A 21,354-nucleotide genomic window follows, 5' to 3' on the forward strand; every position below is an offset into this window, starting at 1 on the left:
ATGGAAAATAACGAAACTAAATTTATAATTTATAATCATCCAAGCGGAAATGTTCGGGTTGATGTCTTTGTACAAGATGAAACAGTTTGGCTCACACAAAAAGGTATGAGTGAATTGTTTGATACGACAACACAAAATATTACAACGCATTTAAAAAACATTTTTGGATCAGGTGAATTAGAGGAAAATTCAACTTGTAAAGAAATTTTACAAGTTCAACTTGAAGGTAATCGTCAAGTTTCTAGGAACCAAAAATTCTATAATCTTGACGCAATTATATCTGTCGGTTACAGAGTAAATTCAACAAAAGCTACACAATTTAGAATCTGGGCGACTCAAACTTTAAAAGAATATATAATTAAAGGTTTTGTTTTAGATGATGAACGTCTAAAACAAGGACAGACCATTTTTGGCAAAGATTACTTTAAAGAATTATTGCGCAGAGTACGTTCTATTCGTACAAGTGAACGTCGAATTTACCAACAAGTAAGTGATATTTTTGCTGAATGTAGTATTGATTATGATAGAAATTCGGAGATAACTAAAAATTTCTATGCTATGGTTCAAAATAAATTCCATTTTGCTATAACCGGAAATACCGCTGCAGAAATTATCCATAAAAATGCAGATAAAACTAAAGATAATATGGGACTTACATCTTGGAAAAATGCTCCAGATGGAAGAATTATAAAGTCAGATGTGATTATTGCTAAAAACTATTTACAGGAGAAAGAAATTAGTCAATTAGAAAGAACTGTTACAGGTTATTTCGATTACATAGAAAGTTTAATTGAGAGAGAAAATACTTTTACTATGGAACAATTGGCTACAAGTGTAAATAAATTTCTTTCTTTCAATGAATACAAAATTCTAGAGGGAAAAGGAAATATATCGAAAATCCAAGCGGATAAAAAAGCGATTAAAGAATATGATGAGTTCAATAAAACTCAAAAAATAATTTCAGATTTTGACAAAGAAATTAAGCAAATCGGAAAGAAAAAATGAAATATTAAAATTGTCGCTACTTTGACTTCATAAAACAACTTATAAAAATACTAAATGAAAAATTTAATCATTTTATTTTTGGCAATATCTTCATTGAGTTGTGTCAAAAAAGTAGAAAAAATTAAAACTCCCACTTTCGTCTTTAATTATCAAGATGCAAAGAGCAGTTATACACTAAGATATTTAGGAAAAGACACGCTATATTTGAATGATCTGAAAACGAATAAAAATTATGGCACTCCGATAAATTCTGTTTTAGGAAATGAGGTTTCAAGAACCATAAACAAAATTGACAAACCAGAATATACAGAGTCTTATCAAAGTAAATCAGGAAGCGATATTACTTTTAAATTTTTAATTTTAAATGCTCGACTTTCGTCTGATGCAGTTCCTAAAAACAATAACGCGGAAAAGGACGTTTACGAAGCTGCAAAAAAATTAAATAAACTGAAAAACGATTTAAATTTTGTTCCGTCGAACAAATAACAGTAGTTCTGATGACTCAAAATAAAACTTACATACAAAATTATTGTACGATTGAAAACAACGAAATTGTTCTCAACGGAACTTCTGTATTCAAAATTGAACCAACAGATTTTGCAGATTTTGCCAAACAAGCGTATCGTAGTTTTGAAATGCAATATCCCAAGTTTTTCAAAATGGATGCTTTGAGCAAACTGGCTTTTTTAGGTTCAGAATTGCTTTTGAGTCCGATAACTTCAACAGAAGAAGAAAATAATATTGCTTTGGTTTTGGCCAATAAATCGTCAAGTTTAGATACCGATGTAAAATATCAGGAATCTATTTCAGACAAAGAAAACTATTTTCCGAGTCCAGCGGTCTTTGTTTACACGTTGCCAAATATTTGTTTGGGCGAAATAAGTATTCGTCATCAGCTAAAAAGTGAGAATTCTTTCTTTATATTTGACACCTTTAATACCGAATTTATGTCCAATTATTCTAATATTCTTCTGAATACGAATAAAGCAGATACGGTTTTGTGCGGTTGGGTAGAATTTTACAATGACAATTATAAAGCTTTTCTTTGTACGATTAGTACAACGGAAAACACAGAATTTAAAAACGAAACTATCAATACATTATATAATAAATAATCATGGAAGCATTAAAAGAAGAATTAAAAAATAAAATCATAACTACTTTAAACCTTGAAGATATCGCAGTTGAAGATATTGCTGATAACGATCCTTTGTTTGGAGACGGTTTAGGTTTAGACTCGATTGATGCACTTGAATTGATCGTGATTTTAGATAAAGATTACGGAATTAAATTAGTAGATCCGAAAGAAGGAAAAACAATTTTCCAATCTATCGAAACTATGGCGGCGTATATCAGCGCTAACAGAACGAAGTAATTGTAGATTGCAGATTTTAGATTTTAGATTTCTGAAAATCTGAAAGTCTACAACTTTGACAAAGTTCAAAATCTAAAATCTAAAATCAAAACTCTAAAATCTAAAATGGCAAAAGGTGTTGCAATAACGGGAATGGGAATTATTTCTGCGATTGGGAATTCGGTTGAGGAAAATTATCTTTCGTTGATCGAAAACAAAATCGGTATTTCTCGCATTCAAAATATTTCTACGGTTCATGCAGATTTAATCAAAGTTGGAGAAATTAAAAAAACCAACGAAGATCTTATCAATGAATTGAAGTTAAACGAGAATAATAATTTCTCCAGAACCGCTATGATTGGTACTTTAGCAGCAAAACAAGCTGTTGAAAACGCTGGCATTACCTCAATCAACGAATTTAGAACTGGACTTATTTCGGCTACTAGCGTGGGCGGAATGGACATGACAGAGAAACATTATTACGATTATTTCGAAAAACCAGAATTGGTTAAATATATCACTTGTCACGATGGCGGTGATGTTGCCGAAAAAATTGCCGAAGAATTAGGTTTAAAAGGAATGGTAACTACTATTTCTACAGCTTGCTCTTCTGCGGCAAATTCTATTATGCTGGGCGCAAGATTAATTAAAACAGGAAAATTGGATCGCGTAATTGTGGGCGGAGCTGATGCTTTGGCAAAATTTACCATCAACGGATTTAAGACTTTGATGATTCTATCTGACGATTACAACAAACCTTTCGACAATAACAGAAAAGGATTGAATCTGGGAGAAGCTGCGGCTTTTTTAGTTTTAGAATCGGATGAAATTGTGGCAAAACAAAACAAAAAAGTATTGGCAAGAGTTTCAGGTTATGGAAATGCAAATGACGCTTTTCACCAAACGGCTTCCTCAGAAAATGGAGACGGCGCTTATCTGGCCATGAAAAAAGCGTTTGAAGTTTCAGGTTTAAAACCTTCTCAAATTGACTACATCAACGTTCATGGAACCGCAACGCCAAATAACGATTTATCAGAAGGAAGAGCTTTAAGACGAATTTACGAAGAGGAAAAAGTTCCCGATTTTAGTTCAACAAAACCATTTACAGGTCACACTTTAGCGGCAGCGGCGGCAATTGAAGCTGTTTACAGTGTTTTGGCAATTCAGAATAATGTGGTTTATCCAAATCTGAATTTTGAAACCCAAATGGAAGAATTCGATTTGACTCCGCAGACTTCTATTAAAAATAAAAACATCGAACACGTTTTATCTAATTCTTTTGGGTTTGGAGGAAATTGTTCAACACTTATATTTTCAAAAAGCTAATGAAAAAAACATATATAAATGGAGTAGGCTGTATTTCGACTCAAAAAACATTTGATACTGTTTTTTTGGAAGAAGCTGTTGTAAATCATGACGAAAATGTACTCGCGATCGTTTCGCCTGCGTACAAAGAATATATTTCGCCAGCTGCAAGTCGCAGAATGGCAAAAGGCGTAAAAAACGGAATCGTAGCTTCGGCTTTGGCAATGAAAGATGCTAATATCGAAAAGGTAGATGCAATTATTACCGGAACTGGTTTAGGCTGTATTGAAGATTCTGAAAAATTCTTAAAAAGCATTTTAGATAATAAAGAAGAATTTTTAACGCCGACTTCTTTTATCCAATCTACTCATAATACGGTTGGTGCGCAAATTGCACTTTTACAGCAATGTAAAGGTTATAATTTTACTTACGTGAATGGTGCAGTTTCTTTTGAATCGGCACTTTTGGATGCTAAAATGCAAATTGAAGAAGACGAAGCTAATTCTATTTTAGTTGGTGGAGTCGATGAAAATGGCGATTATACTACTGCCCTTTTCAAATTAAACGGACGAATCAAAAAAGACAATTCTGCTCCCTATGATGTTTTAACTTCTACAACAAGCGGAGCTGTTTATGGAGAAGGCGCTAGTTTTTTTGTTTTAGAAAACGAAAGAAAAGACCATACTTACGCAGAACTTTTGGATGTTTCTATTGTAAACACTTTGGAAGTAAATGAAGTAGAATCTGAAATTAAATCATTTTTGAAATCTAATAATTTAGAAATTTCAGATATTGATGCTTTGGTTTTAGGTTTTGACGGAAATGCTTCTTTCGAAAATTATTATAGAAATCTGGCTGAAAATGCTTTTGCAAAAACACCTGTTTTGTATTACAAACATTTAAGCGGCGAATACGATACGGCTTCGGCTTTTGCTTTTTGGATGGCTTCGAAGATTTTAAAAACACAGGAAATTCCAGAAATTGTAAAAGTAAATTCGGTTGCAAAACCGACTTTTAAAACCATTTTATTGTACAATCAATTAAGCGGAAAAAATCATAGTTTTACGTTACTGTCAAAATGATAACGCATAAAAACATTACGATATTTTTTATCATTTTATTGATTCTTTTAAACTTTCTGAATCTTTATATAACGATAAATTTTCTTTGGTTTTTAGGAATCATCTTAATTTGGATTGGAATAAATGCTGTTGGTTCTTCGAGAATTTCTTCCAATTATCATGTAAAAGCTTATTGCAATAATCCTTTAGAAAAAGAAAAAAAAATCGCACTTACTTTTGATGACGGTCCAAGCGAATTTACTTTAGAAGTTTTAGCACTTCTTAAAAAATACAATGCTAAAGCCACTTTTTTCTGTATTGGGAAAAACATCGAAAAACATCCCAAAATTTTAAAACAAATTATTACCGAAGGTCATTTGGTTGGAAATCATTCTTATTCTCACTCTAAATTATTCGATTTTTACAATGAAGATAAAATAACGGATGAACTTCGTAAAACAGATGAATTGCTGGAAAAATTTACTTCCAAAAAAATAAACTTTTTTCGTCCGCCTTATGGAGTTACTACACCTTCGATTCGAAGAGCTTTAAAAATTACCGGACATAAAACAATTGGCTGGAATATTCGTTCTCTTGATGGAGGAACTAAAAATCAGGAATTAATTTTCAATCGAATTATTAAACGTGTTTCTCCCGGCGGAATTGTACTTTTGCATGATACGGGAAAACATTCTGTTTTGGTCTTGGAACAGTTTTTGCAATTTTTAAAGCAAAATAATTATCAAGTCGTTTCGACCGAAGAACTTTTGAATCTTAATGCTTATGAAATTGAACACTGATTAAGCAGTAACACGTCAAGTTAGACCTAACAGGTTTTAAAAACCTGTTAGGTCTCGCTAGAAAACTTTTAACAATCTATGAAAACTAAAATAGCTATACTAATTCTATTTATTTCAGGCAGTTTGTTCGCTCAGGAACAAAAAATGACCGATGCCGAAATTGCATCTTTCAAACAAGACGTAAATGTGGTGGCGAAAAAAATTAAAACTTTAAGTACCGATTTTGTTCAATACAAACATTTAGATTTCCTTTCGAAAGACATTGAAACTTCTGGAAAAATGGTTTTTAAAGAACCTGCTTTACTTCAATGGCAATATAAAAAACCATATAATTACAGCATCACGTTCAAAAATGGAAAAATCCTGATTAACGACGAAGGAAAGAAAAGCGCCGTTGATATTGGAAACAGCAAAATATTTGCAAGAATTAATAAATTAATAGTTGGAAGCGTAAGCGGAAATATGTTTGACGATAAAGAATTTACAATTTCATATTTTAAATTGAAAGGTCAGAATCTGGCGAAATTTATTCCGAAAGATGCGACGCTGAAAAAATACATCAAACAAATTGAACTGACTTTTGATAAAGAAGAAGCAACTGTGGTTCAAGTAAAATTATTAGAATCTTCTGAAGATTATACTAGAATTGTACTTAAAAATAAAGTGATCAATGCAAAAATCGACGATTCAGTTTTTACTAATTAATTGCTTTCTGGCAATTGTACTGGTTTCTTGCGGCTCGGTCACAAAAAACTACACGCCAAAAAAATTAGACAAAACGTCTTATACGGTTCCGTATTTCTCAGACTCAAAAACTGATTATGTTTATAAAACTAATATTTCAGTTTACGGAAATGAATTGTCTGGAATTTTCATTGCCAAAAAAATAAACGATACCACGCACAGAATTGTTTTTACAACTGAATTTGGAAATAAATTAATGGATTTTGAAATTTCTGAAACCGATTTTAAAGTCAATTCGATTGTTTCAGAATTAGATCGAAAAATCTTGATTAATACTTTAAAAGAAGATTTTAGATTGCTTTTAAAAAAGGAATATTTGATTCAGGAACAATTTGAAAATGAATCTTCTGATATTTATAAATCGGAAGACGGCAAACGTGACAATTATATTTTTATCTCCAAAGAAGATCAAAAACTAGAAAAGATCGTTCATTCTTCTAAAACAAAAGAAAAATTTACACTGCTTTTCAATTCAGAAAACAATATTTTTGCTGAAAATATTCAGATTATTCATCAAAATATTAAGCTTAAAATCGAGCTGAATTATTTTAAATCAGAATAGAAAATTAAACTAACCATAAAACTAAACTAATCCCAAGATGAAAAAAATAACTTTAATTGCATTCGTTTTATTTATCGGAATTCAGTCTTCTCAATCACAAGTAAGAGTTAGTCCAGGACTTAGAGGCGGATTGAATATTTCAACATTAACGAATATAGACGACAATAATTCAAAAACAGATTTTTATGTTGGTGGATTAGTGAACATTAAATTTAATAAATTCTTTTCGTTACAGCCAGAGATTACATACTCCAGACAAGGTGATGAAGGAAGAGAGTATTTTGGAAACGGCAACAATTATCGTTATGTAAAATATGAACTAAATTATATAACACTTGGAGCGGTTGCTAAATTTAACTTTAATGGCGGTGGTTTTCATCTATTGGCAGGACCTTCTTTAGATTTAAAAGTTGGTGATAATTATATCAATTCAAATCCTGAAGATTTTGACTTGGCAATAGTTGGAGGTATTGGTTATACATTGCCAAATGGTTTGACATTTGAAGCGAGAATTAAACAAGGGTTGGTAGATATTTATGGTTACGATTATTACGATAACAATGGATATTATACAAATGATGCGATATTAAATCAGGTTTTTCAAATTGGAATTAGCTATACTTTTAAAACAAAATAACGCATGAAAAAAAGAGTATTTTTCTTTATTGCTGTTTTTACAGTTTTAAATCTACAAGCTCAAATAAGTGTTAAACCAGGTTTAAGAGGAGGATTTAGTTTTTCGACCATTTCTGAAATGCATGCCGATTATAAAACTGATTTTTATGTTGGTGGTTTTTCTGAAATTAAGATTACAAAAATTTATGCGCTTCAGCCAGAACTTAATTACACAAGACAAGGTTCTAATAATGTTGCCCGTAATTATTATGATGAAAACACGCAAAGCGATCGAATTGAACATCTAGATCTTGAAATAAATTATTTGTCTCTTTCGGTAATGAATAAATTTACTTTACCGCAAGGAATTCAATTTCAAGCTGGACCAACATTAGATATTTTATTAAATGATAATCTGGTAGTTAGAAAAGCGCAGAATGATCTTGGTTTAGTTTTAGGAGTTGCTTATGCTCTGCCTTCAGGTTTAACTTTTGAAGCACGATTTAAGAAAGGTTTGCTTGATATTTTGAGCAGCGATTATTATCAAAACGACTCGAATAATTATTATTTATTTGGAGATTACAATACCAATATTAATTTTCAGCTGGGAGTTTCCTATTCATTCGGAAAATAAAAAATATGATTTTAAACGATTTTTACAAAGTCCTATCGGAGGAAAAAGTATCCGATTCAAAATATAATGTTACCATTTTGGTTAATGAAAAGCATGAAGTTTTTAAAGGTCATTTTCCAGGAAATCCGATTATGCCTGGAGTTTGCATGATTCAGATTATCAAAGAATTGACAGAGAAATTTACAAACGAATCTTTATTGATTCAAACATTGACCAATGTAAAATTTATGGCGCTCATTAATCCTGAGGCAACGCCAGAATTACGCTTAGAATTAGACATATTAATTACCGAAGATAATTTGGTAAAAGTGAAAAACACGACTTACTTTAACGATACTACTGCTCTTAAATTGAGCACAGTATTCAAAAAAATATAATTATGAAAGTATTAATGACATTAGTTTTATGGATTAGTTTTGTCGGAACGCCAGATTTGGCTTCTATTCGTAAAATGTATTCTGATGTTGCAAAATCAGAAGCAAATGCCAAAGATTTCGCAGCAAAACTTGCCACCGTTTCTCATAATGATGATAAAATTTTAGTGGCTTACAAAGCAGCTTCGATTTTAGTAGATTCTAAATTTGAAAAAAAGTTAGGCGAAAAAATTGAACGTTTTAAAGAAGGCGCAAAACTTCTTGAAGCAACTATTAAAAGCGATCCAAGTAATATTGAAATGCGAATGATCCGTTTAAGCGTTCAAGAAGATGTTCCTGCCATTACGGGATACAAAAAAAACATAAAAGAAGACAAAAAGTTCATCACAACGTACTATGCAGGACAAGGTGCGCCTTTGAAAGAATATCTTAAAGACTTTGTTTTACAATCAAAAAGTTTCTCTGAAAAAGAGAAACAATTCGTGAAGTAAGCCCAAAAAACACCTCATGAAATCACATCAGGAATTACTTAATTCGATCAGCTTTTGCGTTATTGTACCCACTTACAATAACCCGAAAACACTGAAAAAAGTATTGGATTCTATTTTAGATTTCACTTCCGATATTATTATTATTAATGACGGTTCAACCGATTCTACTCCGGAAATTTTAAAACAATATTCGCAGCTCACACAAATTCATCATCCTAAAAATTTAGGAAAAGGGCGTGCACTTCGAAATGGTTTTAGAAAAGCTTTAGAATTGAATTTTGAATACGCCATAACCATCGATTCTGATGGACAGCATTTTGCTTCTGATATTCCGGTTTTTTTGGAAGAAATTCAAAGTAATCCAAATTCGCTTTTAATCGGAAGCCGAAATATGACGCAGGAAAATGTGCCGAAAAAAAGCAGTTTCGGAAACAAATTCTCTAATTTTTGGTTTAAGTTTGAAACTGGAATCAAACTCGACGACACGCAATCTGGATTTAGATTGTATCCGCTTCGATTATTGCCAAAACGATTTTACACCAATAAATTTGAATTTGAAATCGAAGTAATTGTTCGTGCAGCATGGAAAGGAATTACAGTAAAAAACATTCCGATTCAGGTTTTATATGATCCAGCTGAAAGAGTTTCGCATTTTCGTCCATTTCAAGATTTTACCCGAATTAGTATTTTAAATACCGTTTTGGTAACTAACGCTTTGTTGTACATTAAACCTAGAGATTTCTTTAGGAACGCAAAAAAAAAAGGATTTAAAAAATTCTTTCTCGAAGATATTTTAGAAAGTTCCGATTCTAACTTTAAAAAATCGGCGGCAATTTCATTAGGTATTTTTATTGGACTTTCCCCTTTTTGGGGGTTTCAAACCATATTGCTTTTTTCTCTAGCTGCGTTGTTCAGACTTAACAAAGTCATTGCTTTCTTGACTTCTAACGTAAGTTTTCCGCCTTTTATTCCGTTTATAATTTTCGGTTCTTTAAAAATAGGAAGTTATTTTGTCACTTCAGACGCGCCGCTAATTTTAGACAGTTCGATGACGTTTGAGGATATTCAAAAAAATGCTGCTCAATATATTGTCGGAAGTCTTATTTTAGCAACCGTTTCAGCGCTATCAGTTGGCCTTATAAGTTATTTGCTTTTAACAGCTTTTAGTTCTAAAAACAAAATAAATATTTAAGTTATGTTTGCCACAGATTAAAGTGATTAAAATGATTTTTACATCCAATTTGTCAGGCTGAGCGAAGTCAAAGCCCACGTCCAATTGGAACGCCCTTCGACTTCGCTCAGGGTGACAAACTAAAGCTAATCTTTTAATCTGTGGCAAAAAAATTTTAAACCTAAACCATGCATCAATACTTCTACGCCATTCATTTATTTGTAAATCGAAGAAAATCTTTATCGGTTTTTTTGGCTGTTTTGATGCTTCTTGTTTTCGGATTTTTTGCTTCGAGATTAAAGTTTGAAGAAGACATTACCAAACTTATTCCAACAAACGACAAAACCGATGTTACGGCAAAAGTTTTAAAACAGTTAAATTTTGCCGATAAAACAACCGTCATTTTTAAACTCGAAAAAAACGGATCTGCTGAAGATTTAAAAGAAATGGCAACCGTTTTTTCAGACAGCGTTTCTAAGTCTTGTAAACCTTATATAACAGGAATTCAAGGAAAAATTGACGAAGAAAACATTCAGGAAACGATTGATTTTGTTTACAATAATCTTCCCTTTTTTCTAGATGATCAAGATTATAAAAACATCGAACAGAAATTGCAGAAAGACAGTATTGTGGCGACTGTTCAGGGAAATTACAAATCCATTATTTCTCCTTCAGGATTTATTACAAAAGATTTTATTCTGCAAGATCCGTTTGGGATTTCGTTTATCGCTTTAAAAAAATTACAGCAATTAAACATTGGTGACGATTTTACGCTAGAAAACGGTTTTGTAATGACGAAGGATAAAAAGAAATTACTCCTTTTTATAACTTCAAATATTCCGTCGAGCGAAACAGAAAAGAACACCATTTTTGCCGAAAAACTGAAATCGATTCAAGAAAATCTAAATCAGAAATTTAAAGGAAAAACTTCTATCAGTTATTTTGGTTCTGCTTTAATTGCGGTTGCAAATGCCAATCAAATTAAGAGCGATATTATTTTGACAACATCAATCGCGATGTTCACTTTAATGCTAATTCTGATTTTATTTTATCGTAAAATTTTAATTCCGCTGATTATTTTTCTTCCAACAGTTTTCGGAGGATTATTTGCCGTTGCATTCTTATATTTTGTTAGAGAACAGATTTCGGCAATTTCATTAGGAATTGGTTCAATTTTATTGGGAATTACTATTGATTATTCGATTCATATTCTCACGCATTACAAACATAATAGCGATGTAAAAACTTTGTACAAAGACATTACAATGCCTGTAATTATGAGCAGTTCTACAACTGCCGTTGCCTTTTTATGTCTGCTTTTTGTAAAATCGGATGCGCTTAATGACTTAGGAATTTTCGCTGCCGTTATTGTTATGGCGACTGGAGTTTTCTCACTTTTAATCGTTCCACATTTATATAAACCAAAAGAAAATCCAACAGAACACAAGAAAAATGTGATTGATAAAATGGCGCATTTTTCTTTTCACAACAATAAAATCTTAATCGGGCTTTGTATTATCATCACGATTATCTGTTGTTTTACTTATAATGATGTTGGTTTTAATAATGATTTATCGCAACTGAATTTTATTCCGAAAGAAATTAAAGCTGCCGAAAAACAATTGGAAGAAAGTACAAGTTTAACTTCCAAAACGATTTATGTCGCTTCTTACGGAAAAACTATGGAAGAAGCTTTGCAACATAATAGCAACCTTTTTTCTGATTTATCAAAAGAAAAAAATCAGGATAAAATTCTGAATTTCAGTTCGGTTGGCGGAATTGTTCTTTCTCAGGCAGCACAACAACAAAAAATTGAAAAGTGGAATTCATTTTGGACTTCGCAGAAAAAACAATTCATAAAATCTGAATTGATTTCTGAAGGTTCACAACTTGGTTTTAAACCGACAACTTACAATTTGTTTTTTGATCATTTAGATTTTGACTTCAAACCTATTTCTGCCGATGATTATTTAAAAATAAAAGCATTACAATTACAAGAATTCATTACCGAAAAAAATGGTTTTTATACCGTTTCGACTTTGGTCAAAGTGGCTCCGGAACAACGTGATGCTTTTGTAAAATCGGCTTCAGCAAAAGAAAATGTAATTGCAATTGATCGTCAGCAAATGAACGAAACGTTTTTCAGCACTTTAAAAACCGATTTTAATTCGCTGGTTAATTATTCTTTTGTTGCCGTAATTCTGATTCTATTTTTTTTCTTCAGAAGAATCGAATTGGTCATCATCAGTTGTATTCCAATCGCCTTGACAGGAATTGTAACGGCAGGAATTATGGGCATTTTTGGCATTCAAATGAATATTTTCAGTATGATTGTCTGCACTTTAATTTTTGGTCACGGAGTCGATTTTAGTATTTTCATGACAAGCGCATTGCAAAAAGAATATTCGACTGGAGTTAATGAAATTGCAGTTTACAGAACTTCCATTATTCTAGCCGTTATCACCACTATTTTAGGAATTGGCGCCATGATATTTGCCAAACATCCAGCGTTGACATCTATATCAGCCGTTTCGTTGATCGGAGTTTTTGCCGCGTTGATTATTACGTTTATTTTCTATCCGATTTTGTTCAAATTATTTTTGTCCAATCGCTCTAAAAAAGGAAATCCGCCGTTTCAACTGCGTACTTTTATTCATGGTGTTCTTTCGTTTGCTTATTATGGTTTGAGCGGTATTGTAATGTCAGTTTTCAGCTTTACATTAATGCCAATTATTCCGCTTAGCGCGAAAACTAAAATGAAAGGGTTTCGATATGTAGTTTCAAAATTGATGAAATCTGTCTTGTATTCAAATCCTTTTATAAGTAAAAAAATCATCAATATTTACAATGAAACTTTCGAAAAACCAGCCGTAATTATTGCCAATCATTCTTCGTTTATAGATATTTTGGCAATCGGAAGCCTGAGTCCAAAAATTATTTTTCTGGTAAGTAACTGGGTTTACAATTCTCCTATTTTTGGTGGAATTGTTAGAAAAGCAGGTTTTTATCCTGTTTCAGAAGGAATTGAAGGCGGCGTTGAACATTTGCGTAAAAAAGTAAACGAAGGATATTCACTAATGGTTTTTCCAGAAGGAACTCGCTCAGAAAATAATGTGATTAAAAGATTTCATAAAGGAGCTTTCTTTTTGGCAGAAGAATTTAAATTGGATATTCTTCCTGTTGTCATTCACGGTGCGTCTGAAGCAATTCCGAAAGGCGATTTTGTCATTCATAAAAGTGCGCTTACCGTTACTATATTAGAAAGAATTAAACCTGAAAATCTTTCGTACGGAAATAATTATGCCGAAAGAACCAAACAGATTAGTGTATTTTTTAAAGCAGAATATCGTAAAATTCGTGAACAGCTCGAAGGTCCAGATTATTTCAAATCAATGTTGATCAACAGTTACGATTATAAAGAAATTGAAATCGGAAATAGCGTCAAAAAAGATTTGAAACAAAATCTAGAAACATATTATCATTTAAACGAACACATTCTGCCAAAAGCAAAAATCTTGCATTTAGGAAATGATTACGGGCAATTGGATGTTTTGTTAGCGTTGCAAGAACCACAACGAAAAATAGTTTCTTTTATAAATGATGAAGAAAAATTATTGATTGCCAAAACGAATTATTTCCTTAAAAAGAGAAAAATAGTTTATGCTGAAAAATTAGAATCGGCTTTTGAAAACGAGTTTGATGTTTTACTAATTTCTGATGAAAATTATAAAGATGATTTAGAAAAAAACAGTTCAAACTCTTCTTTTGTAATTTTAGTGAATTGTTCGAATTTGAAAAATCAGTTTGAGAATTTTGAAATTATTTCTGAAGAAAAAGCTTTACTTGTTTTAAAGAAAAAATAATGAAAAAAGAGTACGATGTAGTCATTTTTGGCAGCGGTTTAGGCGGATTGGTTTCTGCCGTTATTCTGGCAAAAGAAGGCTACAGCGTTTGTGTGCTGGAAAAAAACAATCAATACGGAGGAAACCTTCAAACTTTCGTTAGAGATAAAACCATTTTTGATACCGGAATTCATTATATCGGAGGTTTAGGCGAAGGCCAGAATCTCCATCAATATTTCAAATACATTGGAATAATGGATCAATTGAATCTGAAACAATTAGACGAAAATGGTTTTGATATTATTTCTTTTGATGATGATAAAATCGAATATCCGCATGCGCAAGGTTTTGAAAATTTCATTGAAAAACTGACTCCTTTTTTTCCTGAAGAAAAAGAAAATCTAGACAAATATTGTCAAAAAATAAAAGAAGTCTGCAAAGCTTTTCCACTTTATAATCTCGAATCGCAAGGCAGATATAACGATGAAGTTTTAACGCTTAACGCAAAAGAAACGATCGATTCTTTCACACAAAATGAAAAATTAAAAGCGGTTTTGGCGGGTTCTAATTTTCTTTACGCCGGAATTGCCGATAAATCGCCTTTTTATGTTCATGCCTTAATTGTAAATTCTTATATCGAAAGTTCATGGCGTTGCATAAACGGCGGAAGCCAGATTACCAAACAGCTTTTAAAACAACTTAAAAAATTTGGTGGCGAATTCTTTAAACACAAAGAAGTTACCAAAATTGACGTTGAAAATCATAAAGTGAATTCGGTAAAAATGAAAGACGGAACCGAAGTTTCTGGAACGTATTTCATTTCTAATATCGAGCCCAAAACGACTCTGAAATTGGCCGGTCAGGAAAATTTCAGAAAACCATTTTTCAGTAGAATTCAAAATCTCGAAAGTGTACTTTCTGCATTCAGTTTGTATATTGTTTTTAAAGCCAAAACTTTCAAATACATCAATCATAATTATTATCATTTTAAAAGTAGTAACGATGTTTGGAGTTCTTATGAATACGACGAAAATTCGTGGCCAAAAACTTTTATGGCTTCTATGAGTCCGTCAAAAAAAGACGAAGAATGGGCGGACGGAATGACCTTTTTAACTTACATGAAATATGAAGAAGTCAAAGATTGGGAAGATACTTTTAATACCACTTTTGACGAAAATTATCGAGGCGAAAGTTATGAGGATTTCAAAGTCAGAAAAGCAGCGAAATTTTTAAAGGAAGTAGAAAAGAAATTTCCAGGAATAAAAGACTGCATACAATCTGTTCACACTTCTACGCCACTTTCTTACCGCGATTATATTGGCGGCGACGGCGGAAATATGTACGGATATGTTAAAGATTCTAATAATCCGATGAAAACTTTAATTCCTTCAAAAACTAAGATAGAAAATCTTTATCTTACAGGCCAAAGTATTAACATGCACGGAGTCTTGGGTGTAACGGTTGGAGCAGTTGTAACTTGTTCTGAAATTGTAGGAAGAGAATATCTGCTAGAAAAAATTAAAAAAGCATCTGAATAGTTTTATTATGAAAAACCGAATTCTATATTTCTTTTTTATCGGTTTTTTAAGTTTGCTGACTTCCTGCGGTACATCAAAATCAAAACATCATAAACCAGATCTTACTGCTTTTAATAATTCTAAACCTATCGTTACAAAAGTTTCTGATAGTATTTTTATCTCTGGAAAAAATTCACTTTTAAAAAATAAACAAGGCATTTGGGAATTGTATGTAGAAGGCGATCCGTTGGAAATTGGTTTAACAACTGGCGCTCTAACAGACTCACTTTTACAAAAACAGCAACGCATTTTTTTCTCCAAAATAACCGATTTTGTTCCGTCAAAATTTCAACAGAAAATACTTCGTCAGTTTTTAAAATGGTTCAATCGTAAATTGTATTTGAATGTTCCAAATGAATATCAGACTGAAATTTACGGTGTTTCTCAATACACTTCTAACGAATTTGATAATATCGCACCGCGATATCAGCGCAGTTTATATCTGCACGCGGCGCACGATATTGGACACGCTTTACAAGATTTGGCTTTAGTTGGCTGTTCTTCTTTTGCGGCTTGGAACGAAAAATCCGAAGATGGAAATTTAATTCTCGCCCGCAATTTTGATTTTTATGTGAATGACGCTTTCGCGGAAAATAAAATAGTAGCTTTTATCAAACCAAAAACTGGAAATCCGTTTATGATGGTCACTTGGCCTGGAATGATTGGCGCTGTTTCTGGAATGAATTACGAAGGTTTGACGGTAACCATAAATGCATCAAAATCTAAAATTCCGCTTAGCGCGAAAACGCCGATTTCAATTTTAACTCGCGAAATTTTACAGCATGCCAAAAATCTGGATGAAGCAATTGCCATTGCAAAAAACAGAAAAGTATTTGTTTCTGAATCGATTATGGTTGGAAGCGCCATTGATAACAAAGCCATTTTAATTGAAGTTTCACCAAATAAAATGGATGTTTACGATGTTCCAAATACCGATCAATTGATTTGTTCGAATCATTTTCAAGGAGACTCTTTTAAAGATGATAAACGAAATCTAGAACAAATTGCAAACAGCCATTCGGAATATCGTTTCGAAAGAATGCAAGAATTGCTGAATGAAAATCCGAAAGTAAATCCTGAAATTGCCTCAGAAATTCTTCGAAATAAAGAAGGTTTAAAAAACATTGAATTGGGTTTTGGTTCCGAAAAAGCTTTAAATCAATTAATGGCGCATCACGGAATTATCTTTAAACCGAAAGAAAAATTAGTTTGGGTTTCGGCAAATCCGTATCAATTAGGCGAATTTGTTTGTTATGATTTGAATACGGTTTTTGGTGAAAGAAAAAATAATCTCGCTTCTTTTCAAAAAGAAAATTTGAATATTGCCAAAGATCCATTTCTGGAAAGTACTGCTTTTCAGAATTATAAAAAATTTAAAATTGAAGATTCTAAATTAGATTCGATAATCGAAAAGAAAGAAAATGTTTCTTCAGAATTTCTGGAACATTATCAAACATTAAACCCTGATTATTGGGTTGTGTATTATAAAGCAGGATTGTACTTTTACCAAAAAAAGGAATTTCTTCAGGCAAAACTTAATTTTGAAAAAGCGCTACAGCATGAAATTACTACGGTTCCTGAAAAAGAAAAGATTGAAAAATATTTAAAAAAAGTCAAAAGAAAATTACAATGATTCCAGCAATAGAAAAAGATTCTTTAGAAGAAATTAAAATTTTTCAAGAACAAAAATTAGTTGAACTTTTAGCATACATAAGCGAGAATTCTCCTTTTTATAAAAGACTTTTTGCAGGACAAAATATTGATATTTCTAAAATTAAAACTTTAGAAGATTTACAACATTTACCTGTTACAACAAAGGAAGATTTACAACAATATAACGATGATTTTTTGTGCGTTCCGCAACATAAAATTATCGATTATGCCTCAACATCTGGAACTTTAGGAGATCCTGTAACTTTTGGTTTAACCGATTCTGATTTAGACAGATTGGCTTATAATGAAGCAATTTCTTTTGCTTGTGCCGGAATTGCAGAGGGCGATGTTGTACAATTAATGATGACAATTGACCGAAAATTTATGGCTGGTTTGGCTTATTTTTTAGGACTTCGAAAATTGAAAGTTGGTGTTATTCGCGTTGGTGCGGGAATTCCAGAAATGCAATGGGATTCTATTTTAAAATACAATCCGAGTTATTTAATTACGGTTCCATCTTTCCTTTTAAAATTAATTGAATACGCCGAAATTCACGGAATTGATTATAATAATTCGAGCATAAAAGGTGCAATTTGTATTGGAGAATCTTTGAGAGAACAGGATTTTTCTATGAATATTCTATCGAAAAAAATCACCGATAAATGGAATATTAAGTTGTTTTCGACTTATGCTTCAACAGAAATGAGCACCGCTTTTACAGAATGCGAACACGGAAAAGGCGGACATCATCATCCAGAATTAATAATAGTTGAAGTTTTGGACGAAAATAATCAGCCTGTTAAAAATGGCGAAACAGGCGAACTTACATTTAGCACTTTAGGAATCGAAGCAATGCCTTTATTACGTTTTAAAACTGGCGATATTGTACAGCTTCACAACGAACCTTGTGCGTGTGGCAGAAATACTTTGCGAGTTGGACCAGTTGTCGGCCGTAAAAAACAGATGATAAAGTATAAAGGAACAACGCTTTATCCGCCTGCGATGAACGATGTTTTGAGCAGTTTTGATACTATTGAAAATCATTTGATTGAAATCTCAACCAACGATTTAGGAACAGACGAAATCTTAATAAAAATTGCTTCCAAAAATCAAACTCCTGAATTTCTACAAGAAATAAAAGATCACTTTAGAGCCAAACTTAGAGTAACTCCAAAAATAGAATTTGCTTCAAAAGAAGTTTTAAATCCCTTGGTTTTTAATCCGATGAGTCGAAAACCAATTCGATTTTTCGATTACAGATCTTAATATTAGGTACAAAGTAACAAAGGGACAAAGGTTCAAAGGCTGTTAATCAGCACTATAAAAAACCTTTGTCCTTTTATTGCTTTGAGCCTTTGTCCCTCGAATTGCACAAATTCGATTAAAAAGTTGTAATTTTGCAAAAAATTATGAAGATGGTCAAGATTGGCAACATAGAATTACCCGAATTTCCTTTACTATTAGCTCCGATGGAAGATGTTAGTGATCCGCCGTTTCGCAGATTATGCAAAACGCACGGCGCTGATATGATGTATTCTGAATTTATTTCATCGGAAGGATTAATTCGTGACGCTATAAAAAGCCGCATGAAGCTGGATATTTTTGATTACGAACGTCCTGTCGGAATTCAGATTTTTGGTGGTGATGAAGAAGCAATGGAGATGTCGTCTAAAATTGTTTCTACTGTAAAACCTGATTTAGTAGATATTAATTTTGGATGTCCGGTAAAAAAAGTGGTTTGCCGTGGTGCTGGAGCTGGAGTTTTGAAAGATGTAGATTTGATGGTTCGTTTAACGAAAGCGGTTATCAAAGGAACTGATTTGCCTGTTACGGTAAAAACGCGTTTAGGCTGGGACGAAAACTCAATCAATATTGATGAAGTTGCAGAAAGGCTTCAAGATATTGGCGTTCAAGCTTTGACAATTCACGCTAGAACCCGTGCTCAAATGTATAAAGGTCATTCTGATTGGTCGCACATTGCACGTGTAAAAAACAACCCAAGAATTACAATGCCTATTTTCGGAAACGGTGATATCGACAGTCCAGAAAAAGCATTACACTATAAAAACGAATACGGAATTGACGGAATTATGATTGGCCGTGCGGCGATTGGTTATCCGTGGATTTTTAACGAAATCAAACATTTCTTTAAAACTGGCGAGCACTTGCCTGCTCCAACGGTTATTGATCGTGTTGAAGCTGCGAGAAATCATTTGCAATGGTCAATGGATTGGAAAGGCGAACGTTTGGGAATTGTAGAAATGCGTCGTCATTATACGAACTATTTTAAAGGAATTCATTCGTTTAAAGAATTCAAACAAAAACTGGTTACCACAGATGCTCCTGAAGATTTATTCGCAATCATGAAAGAGATTGAACAGGTTTATGCTGGATATGAGTTTGTTTAGAATTTTAAAAAACTTTAGTTCTAAACGAAATTAAACATAATCATTGTCATTTTGACGAAGGAGAAATCTCCGCAAGTAACTCCGTAACGAAAATCCAATCTTTGTCGAGCTTCTCGCGGAGATTTCTCCTTCGTCGAAATGACAAAAATGCTCATAAAAAAAAAGACCTTCAAAATTTGAAGGTCTTTTTTGTTTATTAAACTTGAACTCTTTTCCACTTTCCTCTTTTATAGAAAAAGATTCCAGCTAAAGTAATCGCAGTTTCAGCAACAGGAATAGCAATAAAAACTCCAGTTGGTCCCATATTAAAATGCTTGGCTAAAACAAAAGCAAGCGGAATTTGGAAAAGCCAAAATCCGAAAAAGTTAATTCCAGTTGGTGTCCAGGTATCTCCCGCTCCGTTAAAAGTATTTATCAAAACCATTCCGATTCCGTAGAAAATAAATCCGACGCTCATAATCTGTAAAGCTTCGATTGCTATAGTTTTAACCTGTTCGTCATTCGTGAAAAACGAAATAATATATTTTCCAAAGATCAAAGTAATCATCATGATTGAAGCCATGAAAATTACATTATATCTTGCTGTTGTCATTACGGATTTTTCTGCCCGTTCAATTTGTTTAGCCCCTAAGTTTTGTCCGACCAAAGTCGCGGCAGCATTACTTAATCCCCACGCTGGAAGTATAAAAAACATCATAATTCTCAAAGCCGTTTGATAACCCGCAGAACCATGATCACCGCCAGTTGTTGCCACTAATTGTGCTAAGAAAATCCAACTGCAAGAAGCAATTACGAATTGCAAAATTCCTGGAGCCGCTATTTTTACTAAAGCTCTTATTTGAGTAAAATCTGGAGCGAAATAGGGAATTTTGATTTTTAAAATTCCGTTTCCAAAAAACAAATGATAAACTTGATACAAAACTCCAATACTTCTTCCAACAGTTGTTGCTAATGCTGCGCCAACTAATCCAAAAGCAGGAATGGGTCCAAAACCATTAATTAAAATCGGACATAAAATGATATTGCAAATGTTAGCAATCCAAAGACTTTTCATTGCAATTGCTGCATTTCCGGCTCCACGAAAAATTCCGTTAATTAGAAACAAAAGCATGATACATAAACTCGAACCAATCATGATTTGAGTAAATCTGTAACCATGCTCGGCTGATTCTACAGAAGAACCCATCAAAATCAAAATATCTTTTGCATAGATAATTCCGAAAATGCTCAATACACTATTAACGGCAAATGCTACAATAATCGCCTGCATTCCAGCTTTTGCGGCTGCAATTGGATCTTTTTCTCCAATACGTCGTGCTACAACAGCCGTTGCCGCCATGCTCATCCCGATTGCAAGAGAATATATAACGGTCAATACAGATTCTGTTAAGCCAACGGTTTGAATGGCAAAACTACTGTGTTCTAGATGTCCAACAAAATACAAATCGACTAATGCAAAAACCGATTCCATCATCATTTCTAAAACCATCGGAATGGCTAATAGAATTACAGCTTTTTTTATACTTCCAGAAGTATAATCAAAAGATTCGTCGCCTTTTAGGGCTTGTTTTAGAGTGGTGAAAATTTTAGAGAATAAACTTTTCTTTATAGTTGTTTCTGTCATGATATTTTAGGATAAAAATAATATTGGTTCAGATGTATAAATCTGAACTAAAAAGTAAACGTAAGTATCCTAATTATTCTAAAAAATAAAATAGGATTAGGCAGAAACAATCATATGCTGTAGTTATTTAAGGC

20 protein-coding genes are annotated in these 21,354 nt (G+C 32.7%); 19 read left to right on the forward strand and 1 reads right to left on the reverse strand.

Translation table 11 applies throughout. The annotated features are described in order from the left end of the window. The 19 genes from P0R33_RS12370 to dusB all read left to right on the forward strand — a co-directional run bounded on the left by P0R33_RS12370 (position 1) and on the right by dusB (position 19,596). Positions 1–1,005, forward strand: a complete 1,005-nt coding sequence (locus P0R33_RS12370) for a virulence RhuM family protein (protein ID WP_276171432.1) — start codon at positions 1–3, stop codon at positions 1,003–1,005. A 54-nt stretch (positions 1,006–1,059) separates the two neighbouring features. Continuing rightward, positions 1,060–1,491 (forward strand): hypothetical protein, encoded by a 432-nt coding sequence (locus P0R33_RS12375; protein WP_276171433.1) that lies wholly within the window; start codon positions 1,060–1,062, stop codon positions 1,489–1,491. Positions 1,492–1,502: 11 nt separating this feature from the next. Beyond that, positions 1,503–2,120 (forward strand): 3-oxoacyl-ACP synthase, encoded by a 618-nt coding sequence (locus P0R33_RS12380; protein ID WP_276171434.1) that lies wholly within the window; start codon positions 1,503–1,505, stop codon positions 2,118–2,120. A gap of 2 nt (positions 2,121–2,122) precedes the next feature. Continuing rightward, positions 2,123–2,380 carry a phosphopantetheine-binding protein gene (locus tag P0R33_RS12385; RefSeq protein WP_068841663.1) on the forward strand — a complete coding sequence of 86 codons (258 nt, stop codon included), beginning with the start codon at positions 2,123–2,125 and terminating at the stop codon, positions 2,378–2,380. 105 nt (positions 2,381–2,485) lie between these two features. Then, on the forward strand, positions 2,486–3,685 hold the full coding sequence (locus P0R33_RS12390; RefSeq protein WP_276171435.1) for a beta-ketoacyl-[acyl-carrier-protein] synthase family protein: 1,200 nt from the start codon (positions 2,486–2,488) through the stop codon (positions 3,683–3,685). Further along, a complete protein-coding gene (locus P0R33_RS12395; protein ID WP_276171436.1) occupies positions 3,685–4,746 on the forward strand; it encodes a beta-ketoacyl synthase N-terminal-like domain-containing protein in 1,062 nt (353 codons plus the stop codon). Before P0R33_RS12390 ends, P0R33_RS12395 begins: the two co-directional genes overlap by 1 nt. Further along, on the forward strand, positions 4,743–5,525 hold the full coding sequence (locus tag P0R33_RS12400) for a polysaccharide deacetylase family protein (protein WP_276171437.1): 783 nt from the start codon (positions 4,743–4,745) through the stop codon (positions 5,523–5,525). The genes P0R33_RS12395 and P0R33_RS12400 overlap by 4 nt, the downstream gene beginning before the upstream one ends. A gap of 78 nt (positions 5,526–5,603) precedes the next feature. Continuing rightward, positions 5,604–6,230, forward strand: a complete 627-nt coding sequence (locus P0R33_RS12405; RefSeq protein ID WP_276171438.1) for an outer membrane lipoprotein carrier protein LolA — start codon at positions 5,604–5,606, stop codon at positions 6,228–6,230. Then, positions 6,196–6,831 (forward strand): hypothetical protein, encoded by a 636-nt coding sequence (locus P0R33_RS12410; protein ID WP_276171439.1) that lies wholly within the window; start codon positions 6,196–6,198, stop codon positions 6,829–6,831. The genes P0R33_RS12405 and P0R33_RS12410 overlap by 35 nt, the downstream gene beginning before the upstream one ends. A 37-nt stretch (positions 6,832–6,868) precedes the next feature. Continuing rightward, the gene (locus tag P0R33_RS12415; protein ID WP_276171440.1) at positions 6,869–7,468 is read left to right on the forward strand and encodes a porin family protein; all 600 of its coding nucleotides are present in this window, start codon (positions 6,869–6,871) and stop codon (positions 7,466–7,468) included. Positions 7,469–7,471: 3 nt separating this feature from the next. Further along, complete coding sequence (locus P0R33_RS12420) at positions 7,472–8,080, forward strand: outer membrane beta-barrel protein (RefSeq protein WP_276171441.1); 609 nt, start codon at positions 7,472–7,474, stop codon at positions 8,078–8,080. Positions 8,081–8,085: 5 nt separating this feature from the next. Next, positions 8,086–8,457: a 3-hydroxyacyl-ACP dehydratase gene (locus P0R33_RS12425; protein WP_276171442.1), complete on the forward strand. Its 372-nt coding sequence runs from the start codon at positions 8,086–8,088 to the stop codon at positions 8,455–8,457. 2 nt (positions 8,458–8,459) lie between these two features. Continuing rightward, a complete protein-coding gene (locus tag P0R33_RS12430) occupies positions 8,460–8,945 on the forward strand; it encodes a hypothetical protein (RefSeq protein WP_276171443.1) in 486 nt (161 codons plus the stop codon). A 16-nt stretch (positions 8,946–8,961) separates the two neighbouring features. After that, positions 8,962–10,137 (forward strand): DUF2062 domain-containing protein, encoded by a 1,176-nt coding sequence (locus P0R33_RS12435; protein WP_276171444.1) that lies wholly within the window; start codon positions 8,962–8,964, stop codon positions 10,135–10,137. A gap of 167 nt (positions 10,138–10,304) precedes the next feature. Beyond that, positions 10,305–13,979 carry a 1-acyl-sn-glycerol-3-phosphate acyltransferase gene (locus P0R33_RS12440; protein WP_276171445.1) on the forward strand — a complete coding sequence of 1,225 codons (3,675 nt, stop codon included), beginning with the start codon at positions 10,305–10,307 and terminating at the stop codon, positions 13,977–13,979. Beyond that, complete coding sequence (locus P0R33_RS12445) at positions 13,979–15,496, forward strand: NAD(P)/FAD-dependent oxidoreductase (RefSeq protein ID WP_276171446.1); 1,518 nt, start codon at positions 13,979–13,981, stop codon at positions 15,494–15,496. The genes P0R33_RS12440 and P0R33_RS12445 overlap by 1 nt, the downstream gene beginning before the upstream one ends. A 7-nt stretch (positions 15,497–15,503) precedes the next feature. Beyond that, positions 15,504–17,168, forward strand: coding sequence for a C45 family peptidase (locus tag P0R33_RS12450; RefSeq protein ID WP_276171447.1), 1,665 nt, complete (start codon positions 15,504–15,506; stop codon positions 17,166–17,168). Next, positions 17,165–18,454, forward strand: coding sequence for an AMP-binding protein (locus P0R33_RS12455; protein ID WP_276171448.1), 1,290 nt, complete (start codon positions 17,165–17,167; stop codon positions 18,452–18,454). The genes P0R33_RS12450 and P0R33_RS12455 overlap by 4 nt, the downstream gene beginning before the upstream one ends. Before the next feature lie 149 nt (positions 18,455–18,603). Beyond that, complete coding sequence (gene dusB / locus P0R33_RS12460) at positions 18,604–19,596, forward strand: tRNA dihydrouridine synthase DusB (RefSeq protein WP_276171449.1); 993 nt, start codon at positions 18,604–18,606, stop codon at positions 19,594–19,596. Positions 19,597–19,792: 196 nt separating this feature from the next. Here dusB and P0R33_RS12465 read toward each other — a convergent pair whose 3' ends face one another. After that, positions 19,793–21,220 (reverse strand): MATE family efflux transporter, encoded by a 1,428-nt coding sequence (locus P0R33_RS12465; protein ID WP_276171450.1) that lies wholly within the window; start codon positions 21,218–21,220, stop codon positions 19,793–19,795. Between the last annotated feature and the right edge of the window lie 134 nt (positions 21,221–21,354).

Source organism: Flavobacterium sp. YJ01 (assembly GCF_029320955.1).
Classification (GTDB): domain Bacteria; phylum Bacteroidota; class Bacteroidia; order Flavobacteriales; family Flavobacteriaceae; genus Flavobacterium.